Genomic DNA, 23,330 nt, shown 5'->3' on the forward strand with positions numbered 1-23,330 from the left:
AGGAAGCCATTCATGAGCGCATCAACCGAAGTTCAATCCAACGCCTTCAATTTCGGTGATTTTCTCAGCGCGGGGGTAGACCCTCGTACCGGGCACTTCATGATGAACATCAACTTGCCCAGCTTCAGCAGCAATGATCTGATGGGCCCTACCCTTCCGCTTGCGCTGAGCTACAACTTGCTCAACGGGCAGAACCACGGGTTCGGCAAAGGCTGGAGCCTGAACCTCAGCCGCTATAGCCCTGACAACCATCGCGTGCTTAGCCTGAGAAGCGGTGAGACATTCTCGGTGACCGCGCCTAGTACGGGCGATCAGCCCGCCCCCATCGAAGAACAGAAGATTCCAAGCTTTCATTTGCACGCAGCGGACCTTTCCAATGGGCCCTATCGCGTCGTTCACCGGTCGGGCGAGGTGGAGCATCTGGTTCAGTTCGAGCCGCTCGGTGGCAGGGTAGCCGTACCTGTGCAGGTAACGGGGCCGCTCGGCCATGGGTTGACCCTCCAGCACAATCTGAGCGCAGATTCCCCGAGGGAGCGACCTGAGAACGTACTGGACGACGACCATCGGCTGACCCTCCAGCACAATCTGAGCGCAGATTCCCGGGGGGTGCGTCTTGAGAACGTGCTGGACGACAAGGGCAACGTGTTGCTGAGGCTTGAATATCACGTGGATCGGGTAATCGCTCGCCTTGCGCCCGAAGGGAACGAGGCCCAGCTGCAGCTGGATTTTTTGCTGACGAATGAACGCCTCACACGTGTGGAGGTTCAGGGCGTCCCCAACGCCGCCTGGACGCTACGTTATGAGGTGATACACGGCTACGACTGCATCGTGGAAGCGCGAACCCCACAGGGCACGATCGAGTTTCTGGACTACGCCGACGGTGGCCATATGTTCCCTGGGGACGTGAGGCCCGCCTTGCCGCGGGTGACTTCACACCGGTTGTACCCTGGCGCCGGCATGCCGCTGATCGAAACCGCGTGGGCGTACTCTTCCGAGAACTACCTGGGCTATGGCGGCATGGAGTCGCCCTGGCAGAACAATGGCACTGATCAGTTGTACGAAGTCACCAGGCCCGACTTCAGCTACTCCACCGTGGAGCGGCTGCTTGCGCCGCAAACAGGCGGGCAACCCGCCGCAATATCGCTGCGTGAAATCCGCCGTACTTACAACCGCTTCCACCAAATGGTGGAGCAACGCACCGAGCGCAATGGCCATGTACTGACCGAGGCAATTGCCTACCATACCGACGATAACAAACAATTTCGTGACCAACCCGCGTACTTTCAGCTGCCCCGCGTGCGCCAGGTTCGCTGGGAGAAGCTTGGAGGGGCCCGCAACGAGAAAACCGAGCACCGCTATGACACCCACGGCAACCTTGTATGGCAGCAGGGCGCGGATGGCACTGTGGAGGAGTACGAATACTATCCGCCCGAAGGCGACGGTGACGCCTGCCCGCCGGAGCCCAACGGCTTCTCGAACCTGCTCAAGTGCAAGCGTGTCGTGCCAAGCGAAGGCAGGCCCGGCGAGGATCCGGTACGTCAAACGGTATACCGCTATGTTCGCCTGCCCGCACTTTCCGGCATCGACGCACCGGGGCTCAATGTACTGGCAGAAGCGTGCCTGCATTGGGTCAACGGTGAGCATATAGAGGAGCTGTCGCGGGAAACCACCGAATACCACAACGTGCCCAGCGACCGTTTGCTGCACGGGCGGGTTGCGCGGCAGCGGTCGCAGGTGAACGGTTACACTGCAGTTACCGAGTTCACCTATAGCGCCAGTGGCGAGGGTTTGCGAGACCGGGCCATCACTACACAAACCGCCAGCCTCGGCCATGACAGGCAGGGTAAGGGTCACCGCCGCGCAGACGCTATTATCAGCGAGCGGACAGTCAACTGCCTGACGGGGACCGAACGGGCAACCCGTGACAACGAAGGCGTGGTACAGCGCAAGGAGTACGATGCGCTAGGCCGCCCTGTGAGCGAAACCATCGAAGGGCCTGGGGCTGCCAGCCGAACCTACCGCTACGCCTTCGCCGGGGTGGACGGCAATAGTGAAGGCAATCAAACCATGGCTGTCGATGTGAATGGCGTAGAGGTCACGACGGTGACGGATGGCTTGGGGCGCCCGGTCAGTGTATTCCGCAGCCTGGTCGCCGGCGAGCAGGGGGCTCATATCTCCCGCTTTGCCTACGACGAACTGGGCCATTGCACCGAACAGGTGGAATTTGACGACTACCCCGGCGCGCCCAGCGAGCTGATCACGCGCCGCATCTTCGACGACTGGGGCAACCTGAGCCGTGTGACCGGCCCGGACGGCTTGGTTACGGTGACCCAAACCTCGCTCACGCCGCTGGCACCCGCTGCAAGCACCCTGCTGCGGTGGCAGGAGCACCCGGCCCTCCCTGGCGAGCGCCTGAGCGAGACCTTCACTCAATACAACACATTCGGTAAGCCAGATTATGAGGAACGCCGCCTGAATGAAGGGGCGACGCAGCGGTCGGCTGACCGTATGGAATACCTGTACGATGGCCTGGGCCGATGCATTCGGCAAACGGAAACCTTGCCGATAAAACCGGGCAGAGGCCTGAACGCCCATACCCGCACCACAGCTTTTACCTATGACGCGTGGGATCGCGTCTGTACTACCACTCGCCCGGACAAGAGCGAGCTCAGAACAACCTTTGCCCCGTTCAGCTCGCAAGCGCTGGCTACAAAACTGACCCTGGACGGAAACGGGCAACAGTTCGATGTTGGCGAGCAAACGTTCGACCACCTCGGCCGATTGATCAAGCGGGGCCACGGCACGTTGCACGAAACGCTGGAATACAACCCGGGCTCCCTGCTGGTGAGCGCCCGTACCTTGGCAAACGGGCAACGCCTCGCCTACCAATATGAACCTTCCTTGACCGCCACACCCACCCAGGTGAGCGGAGGCGGCCAGGCGCAGCTGTTTGAGTACGACGCGCGCACCGGCCTGGTCACCGGCGGCGAAGCCAACCAGGCCTCCACCTCGTTCATCTACAACCGGCTGGGGGAGGTGGAGCAAAGCATTCTCAAAGACCAGCAATACCCCGACCATGTCACTACTTTCACGCATTCACTGCAGGGGCGAAGGCTTAGCCGCGCTGCCACCGACACAGCACCTGCCGCCCATGAGTATGACTCAGCCGGGCGGTTGGCCCGAACGACGCAGGGGCTGGTTGACACCGTGCACGCCTACAACGCGCTGGGGTTGCTCGCTGAAACCACCACTACCGCGCCCGACGGTAAATGCCGCACACGCCGTTATTATGACAGCCTGGGGCGCGAGGTAGAGCGCCGGGTAAACCTCACTGGGATGGCCGAGTGGGTGATACGCCAGACCTGGAGCGACGACGACCTGCTCCTGCACCGTCAATTCGAAAGCGACGGGCAGCCTTGCCTGGACGAGGCCTTTGAATACGACCTGCTCGGGCGGCTTAACTATTGCGCATATCAGGGGGACGACGGTTGGCTGCCTACGGACCGATTCGGCCAGCGAATCGCGTCAGAGACAGTGGAGTTCGACGCCTTGGGTAACCTTGAGCGTGTAATCACCCTGTTTGCTGGCGGAGGCGCCGAGGTCCAGGCCGTGCACGAGTACGATCAACGTAATCGCTCGCAATTGATCGCTATCAATTACCTGTCCGATGACACTCGTTACCCCGCCAGGGAAAACTTTGCCCATGACACCCAGGGTTGCCTGACCCAGGCTGGGGAGGGGCATACGTTCGTATACGACTTGCGGGGCCGAATGATCGAAGCGGCTACGCAGGGCGGCGCTGTGCGTACGTACCGCTACGACCCCCATGATGAATTGTTGGGTGTGATGGATGCCGGCCTTAAAGAAACACGGTATTTCTATGACGGCTTGAGCGTGAGCCACACCACCTCGCCCACCGGCGGGATGCAATATCAGTACGATGGCGACGGCCACGCCGTGGCGGAACACGACGCCTCGGAAGAAGCCCGATTGCTGGCTACCGATGCCAACGGGAGTATCCGTGCCAGCCGCCACGGCGGCGCAGTAGCAATGACCGGTTACGACGCCTGGGGCAACCCGAACGGGCCATTGGCAAGCACCTTGGGCTACAACGGCGAACGGCATGACAGCCTGCTCGATGGCTACCTGTTGGGCCAGGGTTACCGGGCATATCTGCCGCGCCTGCGCCGGTTCAACGCACCCGACTCCGCCAGCCCCTTCGAGGGGGGTGGGCTTAACCCCTACGCCTATGCCGGGGGCAACCCCATCACCTTCCACGACCCTACCGGCCATTTCACCAGCGAGGTCGCGGGGCCACGGCGGATTCCTGAGCCCCAGCCCGTGCCTGAACCAAGTTGGTGGCAAAAGTGGATGCCTGTGGCGATAGGCGTTGTTACAACGGTAGTGTTTACGATGATCTTCCCTCCTGCGAGTGCAGCGGCATGGGGGCTGGTGCTGGGCACGGCCGCAGCTTCCACTACATGGAACTCCCTGGTTGCGGCGGACGTGGTCGAAGACAATGCGATAGTGGGCGTCATGTTGCTGATGGCTGACATGGGCGCGGAGCCGCTGGCGGCACGGCTGGCAGGTGGCGGTGCGCGGGCAGCCTCAAAAGCAGGTATTTCCGCTGCGGAATCCGCTAGTTCCATCGCTCCAAAAAGCTCCCGATACATAGCTTTTAGCGCAAATACACGTGGCCGGATCGCGAACAGGCCGGCGAGTGTGGAGATCGAAGGTTCCCGGGGACCGTTGAGCACAGCCTCAGAACGCATAAACATGAATTTCTTTGAATATCCGAAGGTTCACAAGGCCACACTTGCCAAACCTCCAGTTACCACTGACGCCTCAACTTCTCCGCTTTCCCGTACCGCTTCCAACGCAAGCCTGCACTCTGCGGATACACCTCCGCCCCCCGCGCCCGGAGTAGCAAAACTCGCGCAGGAGTGGCCGCCCGTAGCTCCAGTGAACAGGTTGTTCGGCACTCAAATTACCCTTGGCTTTGATCGTGTCCCCTCCCTGGCGGGTAGACCCGCGCTCAGACGCACTTCAACCTGATTATAAGAATCTGCCCACTACCTGCTCCCCTCCGCTCCCCCTAAAGTGCGGCACGCGCCTGCCCCCATCAGGCGCCGTCACACTTCAAGGAGCTCTACATGAAACGTATTTCAGTCGCCGTCGCCTTCATGGCTGCGGGCACCGCCGCAATGGCGAACACCGGCACTATCCAGTTCAAGGGAAAGATTACCGACGCAACCTGCGCGATCGAAGTCATCGATCCTATTTCCGGTTCGAACAACAGCATGATCCAGCTGGGCACATACAACAAAGCGTATTTCACCGCTGCCAATGTTCGCACCCCTGCCCGCCCGTTCCAACTGTGGATCAAGGATGCGAGCAAATGCGGCCTCAAGGATGGCGACACGGTCAGCGTGATCTACACCGGCCTGGACGGTGCGGTCGGTGATTATTTCCAGATCAAGCAGGGTACTGGCGCGGCGGGGAGCGTTGCTGTTGCGCTGAAGGACCGCAACAGCGGCGACATCAAGCCTAATACCCCCACCATCACCTATCCCATCACCAGCGGCGAAAATCGCCTGAACTTCTCCGCTTCCATGATCGCCACCGCTGCCACGGTGACTGCCGGTTACGTGGATTCCGATATCCAGTTCGTCGTCAACCTGCCTTGACTGTCAGCCACCCCCAGCGTTGCGACGCTGGGAGTGGCCTCGCCGGAGTGTTCCATGTTCATGCCTTTTTCTCGGGGCCGCCCTTCGCGCGCCCTGGCGTCGGCGCTCGCCGTGTGGCTGGCGTTCGCCGCCGCCCCTTCCCATGGCGCCTTGACCATCGGTGCCACCCGCGTGGTATTCGAGGGCGCCCAACGCAATACCACGGTGATGGTGCGCAACCCTTCCAGCCAGGTATTCGCCGCGCAGGTGTGGGTGAACACCGAGGCGGACGATACCACCACGGCGGTGCCCTTCATGCCGTCCCCCGGGTTGTTCCGGTTAGACCCCGGCAAGGAGCAACTGGTGCGCATCAACGGCCTGCCCAACGAGCTGCCGCAGGACCGCGAATCGCTATTCTTCTTCAATCTGCAAGAAATCCCCCAAGCCCGGCCAGGCGCTGACACCGCCAACGTGCTGACCATCGCGCTGCGCACCCGGATCAAGGTGTTTTACCGCCCGAACGCCATCAAGGGCGACCCTCACAAGCGCCTAGGCGAACTCACGTGGCATTGGGATGCCAACGCGCGCCAGCTGCTAGTGCACAACCCCACGCCGTACCACATCACCTTCAAGCGCCTCACGGTGGCCCAAGGTGACGCAGGGCGTGTGGAACCGGGCATGGTCGCGCCCTTCGCCGACCAGCGCTTCGACCTCCCCGAGGGCCAGGGCCAGCCAAAACACGTGCGGTTCAGTGCCATCAACGATTACGGCGGCATCAGCGAACCCCTGAGCGTCACCGTACAGCCACTTCCCTGAGCGTCGGAGCGTAGTGCAATGATTCCATCCGATAAGCGCCCAGGCGTCAGCATTCGCAGAGGGCAGGCGCTGGCATTCACCGTGCCTGGCTTGTTGGCAGCCAGCCTCCAGGCCAGTGCCGACCCCGTCCGATTCAACCCGGGCTTTCTTTATCCCGGTACCGCCGGCACCGCCGCGCTCGCTGCCCTGGAGCAAGGCAACACCCTCAGCCCTGGCCGCCACACCGTGCGGTTGCTGGTCAACCGCGAGGACCTCGGGCAACACGTGGTTTCATTCGAAGCCGATGCCCAGGGTAACGTGCAGCCTTGCCTCTCTGCCGCCTGGCTGCAAACCTTCGGCCTTCGCCTGGAGACCGTGCACGACCCTGCGCTGCTCCACCCCGCATGCATCGACTTGCCGGCCGCCGTCCCCGCCGCCACAGCGCAGCTCGACGCTCGGGACATGACCCTGAGCCTGTCGCTGCCACAGGCCTTCATGCGCCGCGAAGCCAGCGGCTACGTGGACCCCGCCCGCTGGGACGATGGCATCAACGCAGGGTTCATCAACTATCAAGCGTCCGCTCAGCGCGGCAGTGGTCAAACCAGCAGACGGGCCAGTGAAGACGTGCTGCTGACCACCGGGCTCAACATGGGCCCATGGCAGCTGCGCGGCGGCTTCAACCTGCGCAGCAATGAACATGAACGCCGTTGGCTGCGAAACTACACCTACCTGCGGCGAGACGTGCCGGGCCTGAATGCCAATATTACTGTGGGTGAAGCCAGCACGGGCGGGGACGTATTTTCATCACAGCCCATCCTTGGTGCGGTATTGGCCAGCGACATGGGCATGTTGCCCGATAGTTTGCAGGCCTACGCCCCAGTCATCAGGGGCGTTGCCCTTAGCCGAGCCAAGGTAGAGGTGCGCCAGAACGGCTATACCGTGTACAACAGCTATGTGAGCGCGGGGCCGTTCACGTTGGATGATCTGGCAATATCGGGCAATGGTGAACTGGAAATCATCGTTACCGAGGCCGACGGCCAAGTCCGGCGCTTCACTCAACCTTATGCCACGCTCGGCAACCTGTTGCGCCAGGGCACATGGCGTTACGAAGGGTCGATTGGTCGCTATAACCCCTCTTACACCGCGCTGGGCCAACCCTTGCTGGCACAAGCCAGCCTCGCCCGGGGGCTGGCATGGAACACGACACTCTATGGTGGCGTGCGCCACGCCGATTTCTACCAGGCAAGCACCCTTGGCGCAGCACGAGACCTGGGCCGATGGGGGGCGTTGGCGGCAGACGTTACCCTGTCGCGCAGCCAAAGCGCCACGGGCGATGGGCTTCATGGCCAAAGCTATGCGGTGCGTTACGGCAAAGCGTTCCGCACCCGCACCTACCTGCGCTTCGCCGGCTATCGCTATTCCACGGAAAACTACCGGGACTTCAACGAAGCCGTGTACGAACACAGCCGCTACGCGGGATTCGGCGGCAACCGACGCAGCCGCTTCGAGGCCTCGCTCAATCAGCCGCTGGGCCGCAGCACTTCCACGGCGCTCACCCTTTCCCAAGAGGACTATTGGGGCGATCGTCCAAGCCGGCGGCAGTTCCACTTCAGTGTAAGTACCTCGCACCGCTCGGTTCAATACAGCGCCTACGCGACTCAGTCACTCACCCATTACAGCGGCCAGGCCCACAACGACCGCCAGTTTGGCGTGGCGGTGTCGATCCCCTTGGACTTCGGCAACTGGTCCACGGTGTCTCTCGATGGGTTACGCAGCCAGAACCAATGGTCCCGGCGCGCTACCTTCAGCACGCTCGACCAGGAACGTGGCTTGAACTACAGCGCCTCGCTCGCTCAATCCGGCCAGGCGCCCACCAATGCCGCCGCGAGTGTTGGCTACCAGGGCCAATGGGGCAGTTACAGCCTGGGCTACAGCTCAGGCCAGGATTACCGCAGCCTTTCCGCCAGCGCTTCGGGCTCGCTGGTGGTCCATCGGGACGGCATCGTGCTCGGTTCCATAGCCGGAGACACCATGGCGCTGGTACACGTACCCGGCATCGAGGGCGTGGGCGTGGCGAACAGCGGACGCACCCTCACCAATGCCGACGGTTATAGCGTGGTGCCTTACCTGCGGCCGTACCGGGTCAACACGGTCACCCTGGAAACCAGCCGGTTGGGCCCGGATGTGGAGATCGAGAACGGTGCTCAACAGGTGGTGCCGCGCCGGGGCGCTATCGTTCGCGCCGGTTTCGAGGCGCGCAAGGTCAACCGTCTCATTCTGCAGGTAGTGGACCGGTCCGGCGCCCCGCTGCCCTTCGGAACCCAAGCCATGGCAGCCAACGGAGACGTGCTTGGCATGGTGGGCCAAGGAGGCCAATTGCTACTGGCCACCTCCCTCGATCAGCAAACCCTGACGCTCGCCCGGGAAAGCGAAGAGCGCCCTTGCACCTTGCCCCTTACCCCTGCGGCTTGGCCCGAGCGCGATGGCTTCCGCCAACAGCGCCTGATTTGCGACTCAACCTTGTGACCCTGCCACTTCAGGTTTCGACACCCATCATGAAAAACACCTGCTTGATCGTACTGGGGGCGGCACTGGCGACAGCGGCTGCGCCCAGCCATGCCCGTTCGCCTGTTACCCGCTTGCCAGACCACGGCTGCTATTGGAGCAACGGCAGCGGGCCCATGCCATTCGTTCGTGACTTTGGCGTTGCCTTCGTCGCCCGTGATGCTCCGCCTGGAGCGGTAATCGGCCAGGCTCGCTCCGAAAAAGGCGATTATCAAACCAATGGCGAAGTGGAGTGTGCGAACATGCACGGCAGCTCTCCCCCAATAACCTTCGAAACCACCGCCACGGCCGCGCTGGTGCCGCCCCCTCCGGTGAATGCCCCACCCTATCTGCCCCAGCGGCTGCTCGCCACGAACGTTCCAGGGATCGCCGTACAGATCGAATATGGCCTACCGTTCAACGGCCCGGCGCAGTACAGCGTTTTCACCCCCGTGGACGGCTTGCCGCCGATCCCACCCTTCGCCGCAGTCATGCATTGGTCCAGCGATGCGTTCAGATGGCAGTATTCCGGCGGCTACTCGTACCTTACCCTGGTAAAGACCGGCCCAATCGCGCCCGGCGTGCATCAGGTGCTTCCACAAGTGCTGTATACGGGTTCGTTTTCCGATATAGGCCTGGCGCTCACGTTTGCCGTCACCGGGACGGTGATCCAGGCCCAATGTGACGTAGGCGCCAGCACGCCGTCGTACGTGGAGTTGGGCAGCTGGAACCGTACCCACTTTACTGCACCGGGCACCACGACCACGGAGGTTCCATTCGCACTGGAACTGGAGAACTGCGGGGACGATCCCAATAACAGGAACACGGAGATCTACCTGCAGTTCGATCCCCAGCGGGGCTCTTACCCGGTGGATGGGGCTAATGGAATATTCTCGCTCACACCCGCCTCGACTGCCGCAGGTATGGGTGTGCAGGTATTGCGCGGCGACGGCACACCGATGCCGCTCAACCGCATGGTGCAGATGCAGCGCCTTCCCGGCGGTGGCTCGACGCAATTGCCCTTTCTGGTGAGGTTCTACCAGACCGGAACGCCGAGCGAAGTCACGCCGGGCAACGCCGATGCCTACCTGGGGTTCACGCTGAGTTATCTGTAGCCACGAGAAGTCCGGCCGAAAGGTCGGGCTTGGCTGCCGAAGCAAAAGTCAGGAAGAGAGAGAGGGGAATAATCAAGTAAGGTGGCCACCCCACCAGCCACACCCCGGCACACAATGTTCCCGCTGTGGCTGCTCCCTTCCGGGCCTGACCAGGTTAACGGGTAATCGTTGCGGGGGGACCGATGGGGTCGCCATAACGCACGCTTGCCGGGTTGCCCGGTAAGCGGGGGCCATTGTACCGATGTGGCAGTGAGATACAACCGCCACGGTAAAAAAAGCCGTCAACTCAAGCCGTTGGCGTTGCCTCCACTTGCAGCACGTCGTCGGCACGGCCACCGGCGTCCTGTATCACCAGATGAATGAAATGCAATTTGGCGATCACTGCCGGCGGTAACACGAACGGGTAGAAGTCCGGCTGGCCCATGGCACGGGACAGCTCGTTGAGCATGCCCGCCAATTCGATCCAGTTGTTCACGAATGCGAGAAACGCCGCACCGCTCTCATGAGTAGGGTCGTACAGGGTTTGCAACGGGAAGCGTGGGTAGGTCAGCTCCATGCGCCGCGCGCTCATGCCGAAGCCCAGCGCCGTATCCACCGCATCCATCATGTGCAGGTAGTGCGCCCAGGTCTCGGCCCAGTCTTCCCATGGGTGCATGGTGGCGTAGCTGCTCACATGCCGCTCTTCCCAGCCCGCGGGCGGGCCTTGCTCGTAGTGGCAGCTCAAGGCCTGGCCGTAGTCGGCCTGCTCATCACCGAACACGGCGCGGAATTTCTCCAGCCACGGCGTCCCGGCAATCAGCCTGTCCCAGTAGTAATGGCCTACTTCGTGGCGGAAATGGCCGAGCAAAGTGCGATAGGGCTCATGCATCTGTTGGCGCACCTGCTCGCGGTGAGCGTCATCCGCTTCGCTGATATCCAAAGTGATCAGCCCGTTCGCATGTCCGGTGGTGGGCGCGGTGCCGTCCACCGCTGTGCCCACGAAATCGAAGCACAAGCCGCGGGCTTCGTCCTCGGTCTTGGGGATTACTTTCAGGCCCAGGTTGATCAGCTGTGCCACCAGCCGGCGCTTCGCGGCCTCGACCTTGCGCCAGTGCTCGTGGTTTTCCGGGATGGACAGGTCGGGAATGGTGCGATTGAGCCGGCAGGCGGCGCACAGCGGATTGTGGTCGCTGACCGGGATCAACCAGTTGCACGCTGCTGGGGTATCAAGGTTGGCGCAGCGTCGCACCGGGCCTGCTTCAGGCGCGGCGTCCAGGTACCAGGTACCGGTTTGTTCGGCTTCGCCAAGTGAGGAAACGACATTGAACCCTGGCAGGTAGCCCAGCGCGTGCTCGCACGCCAGGCACAGGCTATTGTTGAAAAAGATTGACTGCCCGCATTGGCAATCCCAAACGCTGCTGTGACGCGCGCCCTGCTCGGAGGGGGTGGCGATGCGGGATGAAATGTTTTCGAAATAACGGTACATGGCGCGCTTCCAGTGGGCTACGCCAGAGTGGATACGAAACCGCAGGCAGGGTTCCACTGGGGTTACCGTTGGTTGCCCAGCGCCCCGCCCGTTTCGCTGTACTAGCCGGCCAGGAAGGCCAACAGCTGGGCTTCGTCCATCACGGCCACCCCCAACTGCTGTGCCTTGGCCAGTTTGCTCCCGGCCCCAGGCCCCGCGACTACGGTGTGGGTTTTCGCAGACACCGACCCCGCTACTTTAGCGCCCAACGCTTCGAGCTTTTCCTTGGCTTCGTCGCGGCTCATGCTTTCCAGCGTGCCGGTGAGCACCCAGGTTTGCCCAGCCAGCGGCAGCCCTTCCACCGTCCGCCTGGCGCTGCTCCAATGCATGCCGAAGTCTCGTAGTTGCGCCTCCACCGCCAAGGCAGCATCACGCTGGGCGGGGTCGGCGAAGTAGCTGCGCAAGGCTTCGGCAGCGCGTTCGTTCACGGTCTGCCGCAAGTCGAGCCAGTCTGCCGCGGCCAGGGCCTGCAGCGAACCGAAGCGCTCGGCCAGCTTCTGCGCAGCGCCAGGGCCTACGTAGGGGATTTCCAGCTTGGCCACCAAGCCATCGAAGGTCGTAGCCGCCGCATACTCGGCATGCAGCTCGCCTTCGTCCTGCAACGCCACGCCGCGCTCCAGCAGCTGGGCGATTACGGTGCGGTTGTGTTCTTCTTCGAAGAAATGGCCGATTTCGTAGGCAACTTCATTGCCGATGTCTGGCAAGTAGGTGAGCACGAGGGGAAGCGCGGCCATGATCCGCTGCAGGCTGCCCAGCGAACGGGCCAGTACCTTGGCGGTTTCTTCGCCCACATCGGGAATGCCCAAGGCGAAGATAAACCGTGCCAATGAAGGGTTGCGGCTGGCGTCGATGGCCGCGATCAGGTTGCGGCTGGAGATCTCAGCGAAGCCTTCCAGGCCAAGTACCTGTTCCTGGGTGAGCTGGTACAGGTCGGCCGGCGAGCGCACCAGGCCGTTATCCACCAGTTGCTCGACGATCTTGTCGCCCAGGCCGTCGATGTCCATGGCCCGGCGAGACACGAAGTGAATGATCGCCTGCTTGAGCTGCGCGGCACAGGCCAGGCGGCCCACACAGCGGTACACCGCGCCCTCGGTCACCACCTGCTTGCCCTTGCTGCGCTTGATCAGCTGGGTGCGCTCCACCTCCGAGCCGCACACTGGGCAGTGAGTGGGCACGGCAACAGGCTGTGCATCGGCCGGGCGGCGTTCCAGTACCACTTGCATCACCTGCGGGATCACGTCCCCGGCGCGGCGGATTATCACCGTATCGCCGGTCATCACGCCCAGGCGGGCAACTTCGTCCATGTTATGCAGGGTGGCATTGGCCACGGTCACACCCGCGACCTTCACCGGCTTAAGCCGGGCGACCGGGGTAACGGCACCGGTGCGCCCCACCTGAAATTCCACGCCCAGCAGCTCGGTGAGCTCTTCCATGGCGGGGAATTTATGCGCGATGGCCCAGCGTGGTTCACGTGAGCGGAAGCCCAGCTCGCGCTGCGCCGCAATGCTGTTGACCTTGAACACTACACCGTCGATTTCGTAGGCGAGCGCGTTACGCCGCTCACCGATGCTGCGGTAGTAGGCCAGGCATTCCTGCGGCCCCTTGGCCGGCTTCAGCTCATGGCTGATGGGCAGGCCCCACTGTTGCAGCTGCTTGAGGTTGCCGATATGGGTGTCGGCAATGTCGTGGCTGACCTGGCCGATGCCGTAGCAGCAGAACTCCAGCGGGCGGCTGGCGGTGATGCGCGAATCCAGCTGGCGCAGGCTCCCGGCAGCAGCGTTTCGGGGGTTGGCGAAGGTCTTGCCACCCGCCTCGGCCTGGGTGGCGTTCAAGCGCTCGAAGCCAGCCTTGCTCATGTATACCTCGCCGCGCACTTCCAGCGTCGCGGGCCAGCCGCTGCCCTTGAGCTTGAGCGGGATGTTGCGCACGGTGCGTACGTTGGCGCTGATGTCCTCGCCCGTAGTGCCATCGCCGCGGGTGGCGCCTCGCTGTAACTGCCCGTCCACGTACAACAGGCTCACTGCCAGGCCGTCCAGCTTGGGCTCGCAGCTGTACTCGATCACTTGCCCCTTGCCGGCATCCAGGCCTTCCGCCACGCGCCGGTCGAAGTCCAGCAGGTCCGTTTCCGCGAAGGCGTTGCCCAGGCTGAGCATGGGGATTTCGTGGCGGATCTGGCTGAAGGCCGTTTGCGCGCTGCCGCCGACCCGCTGGGTGGGTGAATCTGGCGTGATCAGCGTGGGGTGGTCTGCCTCCAGCGCCTGAAGCTCCCGAAACAGCCGATCGTACTCGGCGTCGGGAACGCTCGGCTCGTCCAGCACATAGTAGCGGTAGTTGTGCTCGTCGAGTTCGGCGCGCAGTTCAAGGATTCGAGTCTGGGCAGTGGTCATCGGCAAAAGGTCCGGCCTGCGCAAGCGTACAGGTGCGCTTGCGGTTAAACGAAAGGGGTAAAAACCAAAAAAGCCAGCCCGCCGTGGGGCGAGTCTGGCTTTTCAACCATAGCGCGGGTCAGCGCTTCTGGGTAAGGGCGCGGCGCTCGAACTCCACGATGCGCTGGCGGTAGTGCTCGATGGTTTGCGCGGTGAGTACGCTGCGCTGGTCATCCTTGAGCTCGCCGTCCAGTTCATGGGCCAACTTGCGCGCCGCCGCCACCATCACCTCGAAGGCAGGCTTGGGATGGCGCGGGCCTGGCAGGCCCAGGAAGAAGCTCACGGCACGAGTGGTGAAGTGGTCGATGTCGTCCAGGTCGAACACACCAGGCTTCACCGCGTTGGCCATGGAGAACAGCACCTCGCCGTTGCCGGCCATGCTTTCGTGGCGGTGGAAGATGTCCATGTCACCAAACCGCAGGCCGCTTTCAAGGATGTTCTGCAACAGCGCAGGGCCCTTGAAGCCGTTCGGGTCGCGGGAAATCACATTGATTACCAGCACTTCTTCCACGGGCGCCGGCTCTTCGCCGAAGCCCTCGGCGTCATCCAGGCCAAAGTCTTCACGGGCGTTCATGCGCGGCTCGTCCACCGCCAGCTCGGTTACCCGGGGCGCTTCCTGCGGCTTGCGCCGGCGCGATTCGCGGCTGGGCGCGGTCATCGACGGCAGGTCGGTTTCGTCCAGTTGCGGTTCCTGGTGAGTATCAAGTACTCGAGGTGGGCCAAGTACTTCAGTTGGCCCCTCTTCGTCCGGCAGGTTGGAGAAACTGCGATCCAGCCTGAACTTGAGCTTGCCCTTGCCGCCGCGCATGCGGCGCCAGCCGTCGAAAAGAATGCCGGCAATCACGATGATGCCGATGACGATCAGCCACTCGCGCAGACCGATTTCCATGAAGTCCTGTGCCTCGAAAAAGATGTCAAAAATGGGTCAGGTAAAAAACCCTTTAAAACGTAGCCCCAAGCCTATGTTCTGGTTGGTGTTTTTGCCACGCGTATAAAAATATGAACAATAAACTAGCACGACCAAAGGCAACTTTACACCATCCGCGTCATGTGTTTTAGCTCCAACGCTCGCCGCTTGCCTCAGGCATCGACCATGGCCAGTGCCTCTTCCACGTCTACCGCTACCAGCCTTGAGCAGCCCGGCTCATGCATGGTCACGCCCATCAGCTGGTCGGCCATCTCCATGGCGATCTTGTTGTGGGTGATGTAAATGAACTGCACGGTCTGCGACATTTCCTTCACCAGGCGGGCGTAACGTCCTACGTTGGCGTCATCCAGCGGCGCATCCACTTCATCCAGCATGCAAAACGGCGCTGGGTTGAGCTGGAAGATCGAAAACACAAGCGCGAGCGCCGTCAGGGCTTTTTCCCCGCCGGACAGCAAGTGAATGGTGCTGTTCTTCTTGCCAGGCGGCCGGGCCATGATTGTGACCCCTGTATCGAGTAAATCTTCGCCGGTCAGTTCCAAATAAGCGCTACCGCCGCCAAATACCTTTGGAAACAACGCCTGCAGGCCGTTATTGATTTGGTCGAAAGTGTCCTTGAAGCGGTTACGGGTTTCGCGGTCGATCTTGCCGATCACACTTTCCAGCGTGGCCAGGGCTTCGACCAGGTCCGCGTCCTGAGCGTCCAGGTAACGCTTGCGCTCGGACTGCTGGCGATACTCCTCGATGGCCGCCAGGTTGATCGCCCCCAGGCGATTGATGCGCGCATCCAGCAGTTGCAGCGCTTCTTCGGCGGCGGCCTCGGTGGCGTCGGCCGCCAGGGTTTGCAATACCCCGTGCAGGTCGTAGCCGTCCGCATGAAGCTGTTCCTGCAAGGCCTTGCGGCGCACGCTCAGGCCTTGCCATTCAAGCCGGTGCTGCTCCATTTGCCCACGCAGCAACTGCGACTGTTGCTCGGCCTGGGTGCGGCGTTTTTCCGCGTCGCGCAGCTCGCGGTCGGCGTCGTCAAGCGCGGCGCGAGCGGTGCGCATGTCCTCGTCCGCAGCCAGGCGCTGCTCCAGCAGGCCTTCGAGGGTAAGGCGGAACTCTTCGAGCGGGGCCTCGCCCTCTTCCAGGTTGAGGCTCAGTTGTTCCTGCCGTTCTACCAGCCTGGCCGATTGCAGTTCCAACCGTTCCAATGCCTGGCGCGTAGAGTTGTGCTGCGCCCGCAGTGAGCCCAGCCGCAGCGCCAATTGATGTGCGCTGTCTTTGTGCTGCCGGGCTTCGTGGCGCACCTGATCGAGGCGTTCACGCAGGCTTTCCCGCGCGGCTGCCAGGGTGTCGCGTTGCCCGGTGTCCTCGGCCATGGCGTCCAGTGCTTCCTGCAACAGCAGGCGGCATTCACCGATGGCTTCGGTTTCCATGGCACGCTGCTCGGCCAGCTCGGTGGTTTCCTCGTCGAGCCGGCGGCGGCGCAAGGCCAGTTGCTCGGCACGCGCCTGGCTGGCGGAGCGCCGCGCCTTGAGTTCACCCAATTGCCGGGCTTCGTCCTGAAGCCTGCGGCGCACGTGTTCACGGGCCTGCTCGGCATCCTGCTGTGCCTGGCGCGCTTCGCTCAACCGTTGTTCAAGCTCGGCTTGCACCGCTTCAGCGGCTTCGCGGGTGGCGTGCAGCGTTTCCAGTTCATGAGCACGGGCCAGCACACCGCCTTGAGCATCACTGCCGCGGCTGACCCGCAGGAAATGCCGGCCTACCCAGTAACCGTCACGGGTGGCCAGGCTTTCACCCGGCGCCAGGCTGCCACGCAGTGCAAGCGCGGCGTCCAGGCTATCCACCGGGCGTACCTGGCCAAGCCAGGCCGAGAGGTCTACCGGGCCGCTTACTTTTTCCAGCAGGCTGCCGGCCAACGCCGGAGTCGGTACCGCCTGGGCAAGCCGCAGCTCGCCGCCATCGAAGGTGGGCAGGCCATCGGCAGCCAGGTCCTGGAGCAGCACGGCCTGCAAGTCGGCACCCAGCACCGCCTCCACGGCCTGTTCCCAACCTGCCTCGACGCGCAAACCTTCAGCCAGGCGGGGTTGCGTTTGCAGGCCCTGGTCTCGCAGCCAGTCGCTCACGCCGCCGGCCGGGTTCAGTGCGGCCTGTTGCAGTGCTTCCAGCGAAGCCAGCCGGCCGCCCAGCCGTTGCAGCTCGCCCTGCCCTGCCTGTTGCTGCTGGCCGAGGGCGTGCAGTTCTTCGCGCAAGGCTTCCAATTGTTCGCCTTGCTGCTGCTCCTCGGCCTGCAACTCCTCCATGAGCATTTCGGCGGCAGCCAGTTGCTCGTTCAGCTCCACGATGGCGGCATCTTCAGGGTCGGCCGCCAGGCCCGCGAGTTCTTCGGCCAACCGACGCTGGCGCTCGGCCAGGCGTTCGAGGCTTTGCTCCAGTTGTTGCAAACGCGCCTGTTGCACTTCGGCCTGGCGGCGTGGCTCGGCGGAGCGGGTGTTGAAAGCGTCCCATTGTTCCTGCCAGCCTTGCATGGCGGCTTCTGCGGCCTCCAGCGCCGCGGCGCTTTCTTCGGCGGCAGCGGCGGCGATGGCCTGTTCGGGCTCCAGCATGTCCAGTTCTTCGCCCAGGGTAGCGAGCAGCGTCTGGTCGTGGCCCAGATGGGAGTCGGTCTCCTGGCGGGCACGCTCGGCTTCGCGCAGGTCTTCCTGCAACTGGCGCAGCCGTTGCTGGCCATGCTGGATGCTCTGCTCTACCCGTGCGATATCGCCGCCCACGGAATAGAAGCGTGCCTGCACCTGATTGAAGCGCTCGGAGAGCTCGTGGTGCCCGTCCCGCAGCCGTTCGATGCTAGCGTCGGCGCTGCGCTGGTCGGCCACCAGCGCCTCGAAGCCCACTTCCTGCTCACCAATGATGCTCTCGCGCTGGGCTACCAGTTCGTCCAGGGCACGCCAGCGCAGGGCCGACAGCTGGGCCTTGAGCTGGCGCTCCTCGGCCTTGTATTCCTGGTACTTCTCTGCCGCCTGGGCCTGGCGGTGCAAGCGCTCCAACTGGCGGTCCAGCTCCTCGCGAAGGTCGGTGAGGCGCTCGAGGTTTTCCTGGGTGCGGCGGATACGGCTTTCGGTTTCGCGGCGGCGCTCCTTGTACTTGGAAATGCCAGCGGCTTCCTCGATGAAGTTGCGCAGCTCCTCGGGCCGCGCCTCGATCAGCCGCGAAATCATGCCCTGTTCGATGATCGAATAGCTGCGCGCGCCGAGGCCGGTGCCCAGAAAGATGTCGGTGATGTCCCGCCGGCGGCATTTGGTGCCGTTCAGGTAATAGGTGTTCTGCCCGTCGCGGGTGACCTTGCGGCGGATGGAAATCTCGGCATAGGCGGCGTACTCGCCGATCAACGTGGTTTCGGCGTTATCGAACACCAGCTCGATGCTGGCCTGGCTGACGGGCTTGCGGCTGGTGGAGCCGTTGAAGATCACGTCCGTCATGGACTCGCCACGCAGGTTTTTCGCCGAGCTTTCGCCCATTACCCAGCGCACCGCGTCGATGATGTTGGACTTTCCGCAGCCATTGGGGCCCACCACCGCCGCCATGTTGCTGGGGAAGTTGACCGTGGTAGGGTCTACGAAGGACTTGAACCCCGCCAAGCGGATGCACTTGAGGCGCATGTCAGGCCGGGCCCAGGGCGGCCAGCACCAGTTGGCAGCTCAGCTCGCAGTACGCTTGCAGCTGGCGCCGAATGCTCGCCTGGTCGCGGGCACGCACCGCGTTCAGCAGGCCATCGAACAGCTCAAGGTAATCGGCCATCACGGCCTTGCGCTGCTCCAGGGCCAGGTAGTAGTTGCGGTTCATGGCCGGCTGCAGGTTCTCGACCGTTTCGCGCAGGTAAGGGTTGTTGGCGAACGGATACGCCGCGCGCATCACATTGAAGCTATCGTCAACAAAGGCCTGGATGGCATTGGCCTCGGCGCTGGCCCGCAACCGCTGTTGCAGCGCCAGGAAGGGTGCGAGGTCGGCTTCGGTGCGCCAATGTTCGGCCACCGCGTAGCCCAGCAGGATGTACAGCTCACCCATGAGGGTGCACAGGCTGCGCACATGGTGAGCGTTGAGCTCGCTCACGTGGGCGCCGCGCCGCGCCAGGATCACCACCAGGTGCCGCCGCTCGAGGATCAGCAACGCTTCGCGCACCGAGCCGCGGCTCACGTCCAGCGCCTGGGTTACTTTCTGCTCCTGGATGCGTTCGCCGGGGCGCAGCTCGCCGCGCACGATGCGGTCGGCCAGGTGGCGGGCAATCTGCTCGGCGAGGCTGTCCGAGGCCTTGAACGTCATGATGGTCTCTGCGGGTCCGGGAAATGCGCAAGGCGGCGATTGTATAGCAAATACTGGTCGGCTGAAGCGGGCGAACTGGCACGAAATACGCTTGATCTCCTTCAGGCCTTCGAACCTGACTCAAAGGTCAGAAAATTATTGACCTTCCAGTCAACCCGCTACTACATTCGCCGAGCCCTTACGAATACCGCCACAGCTTGCGAGGTCGCCCGTGATCCAGTTCCTGCTTGACCACCAGCTGTGTTCCGAGGAGCACCTGGACCCCAACCTTACCGTGCTGCAATACCTGCGCGAACGGCGCAACCGGCGTGGTACCAAGGAAGGCTGCGGCACGGGTGATTGCGGCGCCTGCACGGTGGTGCTGGGCGAGCTTGTGGCCCAGGCAGACGGTACGCCGGGCCTGCGCTATCGCAGCGTGAATGCCTGCCTCACCTTCATTGCCACCCTGCATGGCAAACAGCTGATCACCGTGGAAGACCTCAAACAGCAAGGGCAACTGCATAGCGTTCAGCAGGCCATGGTGGACTGCCACGGCTCCCAGTGCGGCTTTTGCACGCCGGGCTTTGTGATGAGCCTGTTCGCCCTGCAAAAGAACTGCCCCGGCGCCGACACACCGGCCATTCATGAAGCACTGGGCGGCAACCTCTGCCGCTGTACGGGCTACCGGCCTATCGTGGAAGCCGCCACCCAGGCGTGCGCTGCACCTGTCGAAGACAGCTTCGATACGGGTGAAGCCGCCACTATCGCGCAGCTCCAGGCGATTGCTGCCCAAAGCCCCGGCGAGCTGACGAGCCCTGCTGGCCACTGCCGAATCCCTACCAGCCTGGTCAGCCTCGCCCAAACTTACGCCGCCGAGCCGCAAGCCCGGCTATTTGCCGGTGGCACCGACCTGGCGCTTGAGGTGACCCAGCAACGCCGCCCGTTGACCTCGATGATCTACCTGGGCCAGGTGCCTGAGTTGCGGCAGATCACGTCCACCGAGCACACACTGACCCTCGGCGCGGCCACACCGCTCACCGACTGCTACGCCGCGCTGGCTGAGGATTACCCGGACTTCGGCGCGCTGCTGCACCGATTTGCTTCACTCCAGGTACGTAATCAGGGCACGCTGGGTGGCAACATCGGCAACGCTTCCCCCATCGGAGACGCACCGCCGCTGCTGCTGGCGCTAGGCGCTTCACTACTGTTGCGCCATGGCGACACACAACGGGAGTTGCGATTGGAAGACTTCTATCTGGACTACCGCATCACGGCCCGCCAGCCCGGCGAGCTCATCGAGGCGGTGAAGGTGCCGCGCCCGGCTGGAGACAGCTTGTTCCGCGCTTACAAAGTTTCCAAGCGCCTGGACGACGACATCTCAGCCGTGTGCGCGGCTTTCAATCTCACTCTGGACAATGGGCAGGTAACCCAGGCGCGTATCGCTTACGGCGGGATGGCGGCCATCCCCAAGCGGGCCTACGCATGCGAAGCCGCCCTACAGGGCCAGCCGTGGACCACTGCCAGCATCGAAGCAGCTTGCCAGGCCCTCGCCGAAGACTTCACCCCCCTCAGCGACCTGCGCGCCAGCAGCGAGTACCGCTTGCTGGTGGCCCAGAACCTTCTTCGTAAATGCCTGATCGAAACCCATACACCTGACCTTCCGACCCGGGTGGCCGCTCATGTCTGATTCCCACACTCACACATTGACCGAGCAACAGCTGGCCGAGGCGTTCCGCCAGGGCATCGCTACCGGCGTTGGCCGCAGCGTGCGCCATGAAAGCGCCGAGAAGCACGTGAGCGGTGAAGCCCAATACATTGATGACCGCCTGGAATTCCCCAACCAGCTGCATGTGTACGCACGCCTGTCAGAGCGCGCCCACGCCCGATTGGTGAAGGTGGATACCTCGCCCTGCCTGGCGATCCCCGGGGTACGCCTGGTCATCACCCATGAAGACCTGCCCGCCCTCAAGGACATCGGCCCGCTGGTACCAGGGGACCCGCTGCTGGCCATCGACAAGGTGGAATACGTGGGCCAGCCGGTGCTGGCAGTGGCTGCCTGCGACCTGGAAACCGCCCGCCGCGCGGCCATGGCTGCGGTGATTGAATATGAAGAGCTTGAACCGGTACTGGACGTGGTGGAGGCCTTGCGCAAGCGTCACTTTGTGCTGGACAGCCATACCCACCAGCGCGGTGACAGCACCGCAGCGCTGGCCACCGCACCCCACCGCCTGCAAGGCACGCTGCACATTGGTGGCCAGGAACACTTTTACCTGGAAACCCAGGTGGCCTCGGTAATGCCGGGCGAAGACGGCAGCATGCTGGTGTACTCCTCCACCCAAAACCCCACCGAAGTGCAGAAGCTGGTGGCCGAAGTGCTGGGCGTGCCGATGGCGAAGGTGGTGGTGGACATGCGCCGCATGGGTGGCGGCTTCGGCGGCAAGGAAACCCAGGCTGCCGGCCCTGCCTGCCTGTGCGCGATCATTGCCCGCCTCACCGGGCAGCCTACCAAGATGCGCTTGCTACGTGGCGATGACATGGCCATGACGGGCAAGCGCCACCCCTTCTACGTTGAGTACGACGTCGGCTTCGACGATACCGGTCGCCTGCATGGCATTGCCATGGACCTGGCCGGCAACTGTGGCTATTCGCCGGACTTGTCCGCCTCCATCGTCGACCGGGCAATGTTCCACGCCGACAACGCCTATTACCTGGGCGACGCCACCATCAATGGCCACCGCTGCAAGACCCACACCGCCTCCAATACGGCCTATCGCGGGTTCGGCGGCCCTCAAGGCATGGTGGCCATCGAGGAGGTGATGGATCGCATCGCCCGGCACTTGCAGTTGGACCCGCTGGCAGTGCGCAAGGCCAACTACTATGGCAAGCATGACCGCAACGTGACCCACTACTACCAGACGGTGGAACACAACCTGATCGAGGAAATGACCGCTGACCTCGAAGCCCGGGCCGATTACGTCAGCCGGCGCAAGGCCATCACGGCCTTCAATGCCCACAGCCCGGTGCTGAAAAAAGGCATGGCGCTGACCCCGGTAAAATTCGGTATATCGTTCACGGCCAGCTTCCTCAACCAGGCCGGCGCGCTATTGCACATCTACACCGACGGCAGCCTCCAACTGAATCACGGCGGCACCGAAATGGGCCAGGGCCTCAATACCAAGGTGGCTCAGGTGGTCGCGGAGGTGTTCCAGGTGGACATCAGCCGGATCGAAATCACCGCTACCCATACCGGCAAGGTGCCAAATACCTCGCCCACGGCAGCGTCCAGCGGCGCCGACCTCAACGGCAAGGCGGCGCAGAATGCCGCGCTCATCCTGCGCCAGCGGTTGGTGGACTTTGCCGCTGCCCATTGGCGGGTAAGCGCCGAAGACGTGGTGTTCAGCAACGGCATGGTTCGGGTGCGCGAGCAGCTCATGACCTTCGAGGCCTTGGTGCAACTGGCGTATTTCAATCAGGTGTCGCTGTCGAGTACAGGCTTCTACAAAACCCCGAAGATCTTCTATGACCGTTCACTGGCCAAAGGCCGGCCGTTCTACTACTTCGCCTTTGGGGTCGCATGCAGTGAAGTGCTGGTGGATGTATTGACCGGTGAATACAAGCTCACGCGGGTAGACATCCTTCACGACGTAGGGGCCTCGCTGAACCCGGCCATCGACATCGGCCAGGTGGAAGGCGGCTTTATCCAGGGCTTGGGCTGGCTGACCTGCGAAGAGCTGGTGTGGAACGACAAAGGCCGCCTGCTCACCAATGGGCCGGTCAGCTACAAGATCCCTACCGTGGCCGACGTACCGGAAGCGTTCAACGTGCACCTGGTGGAAAACCGCAAGAACCCCGAAGACACGGTATTCCACTCCAAGGCCGTGGGCGAGCCGCCGTTCATGCTGGGCATCAGCGCCTGGTGCGCGATCAAGGATGCGGTGGCCAGCCTGGCCAACTATCAGGTGCAGCCGGCGCTGGACGCCCCTGCCACGCCTGAACGGGTGCTGTTGGCCTGCCAGGCGCTGCGCGAAATCCAGCCCTCCCCCGTTCCCGTCAAACAACCAGCGGAGGCCTGAA

12 protein-coding genes and 1 other RNA gene are annotated in these 23,330 nt (G+C 63.0%); 7 read left to right on the top strand and 6 right to left on the bottom strand.

Annotated features, from left to right (window positions below; genetic code table 11):
* Nucleotides 1-12: 12 nt before the first annotated feature.
* The 5 genes from LG385_RS14745 to LG385_RS14765 all read left to right on the top strand — a co-directional run bounded on the left by LG385_RS14745 (nt 13) and on the right by LG385_RS14765 (nt 10,120).
* Nucleotides 13-5,055, top strand: coding sequence for an RHS repeat domain-containing protein (locus tag LG385_RS14745; RefSeq protein WP_225774904.1), 5,043 nt, complete (start codon nt 13-15; stop codon nt 5,053-5,055).
* A 98-nt stretch (nt 5,056-5,153) separates the two neighbouring features.
* Nucleotides 5,154-5,687, top strand: a complete 534-nt coding sequence (locus LG385_RS14750; protein ID WP_225774905.1) for a fimbrial protein — start codon at nt 5,154-5,156, stop codon at nt 5,685-5,687.
* Between the two features lie 54 nt (nt 5,688-5,741).
* Nucleotides 5,742-6,482: a molecular chaperone gene (locus LG385_RS14755; protein ID WP_225774906.1), complete on the top strand. Its 741-nt coding sequence runs from the start codon at nt 5,742-5,744 to the stop codon at nt 6,480-6,482.
* Between the two features lie 18 nt (nt 6,483-6,500).
* Nucleotides 6,501-8,987: a fimbria/pilus outer membrane usher protein gene (locus LG385_RS14760; protein ID WP_225774907.1), complete on the top strand. Its 2,487-nt coding sequence runs from the start codon at nt 6,501-6,503 to the stop codon at nt 8,985-8,987.
* Between the two features lie 29 nt (nt 8,988-9,016).
* Nucleotides 9,017-10,120 carry a fimbrial protein gene (locus tag LG385_RS14765; protein ID WP_225774908.1) on the top strand — a complete coding sequence of 368 codons (1,104 nt, stop codon included), beginning with the start codon at nt 9,017-9,019 and terminating at the stop codon, nt 10,118-10,120.
* An 88-nt stretch (nt 10,121-10,208) separates the two neighbouring features.
* On the opposite strand, the gene ffs is transcribed toward LG385_RS14765, so the two are convergent.
* From ffs to LG385_RS14795, 6 genes are all read right to left on the bottom strand, one after another.
* An RNA gene (ffs, locus tag LG385_RS14770) (signal recognition particle sRNA small type) lies at nt 10,209-10,305 on the bottom strand.
* A gap of 101 nt (nt 10,306-10,406) precedes the next feature.
* Entirely contained in the window at nt 10,407-11,585 is a 1,179-nt protein-coding gene (locus LG385_RS14775; RefSeq protein ID WP_225774909.1) for a putative zinc-binding metallopeptidase, read from the bottom strand.
* Nucleotides 11,586-11,686: 101 nt separating this feature from the next.
* Nucleotides 11,687-14,011 carry an NAD-dependent DNA ligase LigA gene (gene ligA / locus LG385_RS14780; protein ID WP_225774910.1) on the bottom strand — a complete coding sequence of 775 codons (2,325 nt, stop codon included), beginning with the start codon at nt 14,009-14,011 and terminating at the stop codon, nt 11,687-11,689.
* Between the two features lie 118 nt (nt 14,012-14,129).
* Nucleotides 14,130-14,939: a cell division protein ZipA gene (zipA, locus tag LG385_RS14785; protein WP_181114936.1), complete on the bottom strand. Its 810-nt coding sequence runs from the start codon at nt 14,937-14,939 to the stop codon at nt 14,130-14,132.
* A 191-nt stretch (nt 14,940-15,130) separates the two neighbouring features.
* Nucleotides 15,131-18,616, bottom strand: a complete 3,486-nt coding sequence (gene smc, locus LG385_RS14790; RefSeq protein ID WP_225774911.1) for a chromosome segregation protein SMC — start codon at nt 18,614-18,616, stop codon at nt 15,131-15,133.
* 1 nt (nt 18,617) lies between these two features.
* Entirely contained in the window at nt 18,618-19,277 is a 660-nt protein-coding gene (locus LG385_RS14795) for a GntR family transcriptional regulator (RefSeq protein ID WP_225774912.1), read from the bottom strand.
* 211 nt (nt 19,278-19,488) lie between these two features.
* On the opposite strand from LG385_RS14795, the gene xdhA reads away from it, so the two are divergent.
* Complete coding sequence (gene xdhA / locus LG385_RS14800; protein WP_225774913.1) at nt 19,489-20,943, top strand: xanthine dehydrogenase small subunit; 1,455 nt, start codon at nt 19,489-19,491, stop codon at nt 20,941-20,943.
* Complete coding sequence (gene xdhB, locus LG385_RS14805) at nt 20,936-23,329, top strand: xanthine dehydrogenase molybdopterin binding subunit (protein ID WP_225774914.1); 2,394 nt, start codon at nt 20,936-20,938, stop codon at nt 23,327-23,329. The genes xdhA and xdhB overlap by 8 nt, the downstream gene beginning before the upstream one ends.
* Nucleotide 23,330: the final 1 nt, after the last annotated feature.

Origin of the sequence: Pseudomonas sp. Marseille-Q5115 (assembly GCF_916618905.1) — a bacterium.
GTDB classification, from domain to species: Bacteria; Pseudomonadota; Gammaproteobacteria; order Pseudomonadales; family Pseudomonadaceae; genus Aquipseudomonas; species Aquipseudomonas japonica_A.

Excerpts from the sequence above, each read along its gene's own strand:
- LG385_RS14745 (WP_225774904.1), top strand. The coding sequence starts at position 13 with ATGAGCGCATCAACCGAAGTTCAATCCAACGCCTTCAATTTCGGTGAT.
- LG385_RS14750 (WP_225774905.1), top strand. The coding sequence starts at position 5,154 with ATGAAACGTATTTCAGTCGCCGTCGCCTTCATGGCTGCGGGCACCGCC.
- LG385_RS14755 (WP_225774906.1), top strand. The coding sequence starts at position 5,742 with ATGTTCATGCCTTTTTCTCGGGGCCGCCCTTCGCGCGCCCTGGCGTCG.
- LG385_RS14760 (WP_225774907.1), top strand. The coding sequence starts at position 6,501 with ATGATTCCATCCGATAAGCGCCCAGGCGTCAGCATTCGCAGAGGGCAG.
- LG385_RS14765 (WP_225774908.1), top strand. The coding sequence starts at position 9,017 with ATGAAAAACACCTGCTTGATCGTACTGGGGGCGGCACTGGCGACAGCG.
- LG385_RS14775 (WP_225774909.1), bottom strand. The coding sequence starts at position 11,585 with ATGTACCGTTATTTCGAAAACATTTCATCCCGCATCGCCACCCCCTCC.
- ligA (WP_225774910.1), bottom strand. The coding sequence starts at position 14,011 with ATGACCACTGCCCAGACTCGAATCCTTGAACTGCGCGCCGAACTCGAC.
- zipA (WP_181114936.1), bottom strand. The coding sequence starts at position 14,939 with ATGGAAATCGGTCTGCGCGAGTGGCTGATCGTCATCGGCATCATCGTG.
- smc (WP_225774911.1), bottom strand. The coding sequence starts at position 18,616 with ATGCGCCTCAAGTGCATCCGCTTGGCGGGGTTCAAGTCCTTCGTAGAC.
- LG385_RS14795 (WP_225774912.1), bottom strand. The coding sequence starts at position 19,277 with ATGACGTTCAAGGCCTCGGACAGCCTCGCCGAGCAGATTGCCCGCCAC.
- xdhB (WP_225774914.1), top strand. The coding sequence starts at position 20,936 with ATGTCTGATTCCCACACTCACACATTGACCGAGCAACAGCTGGCCGAG.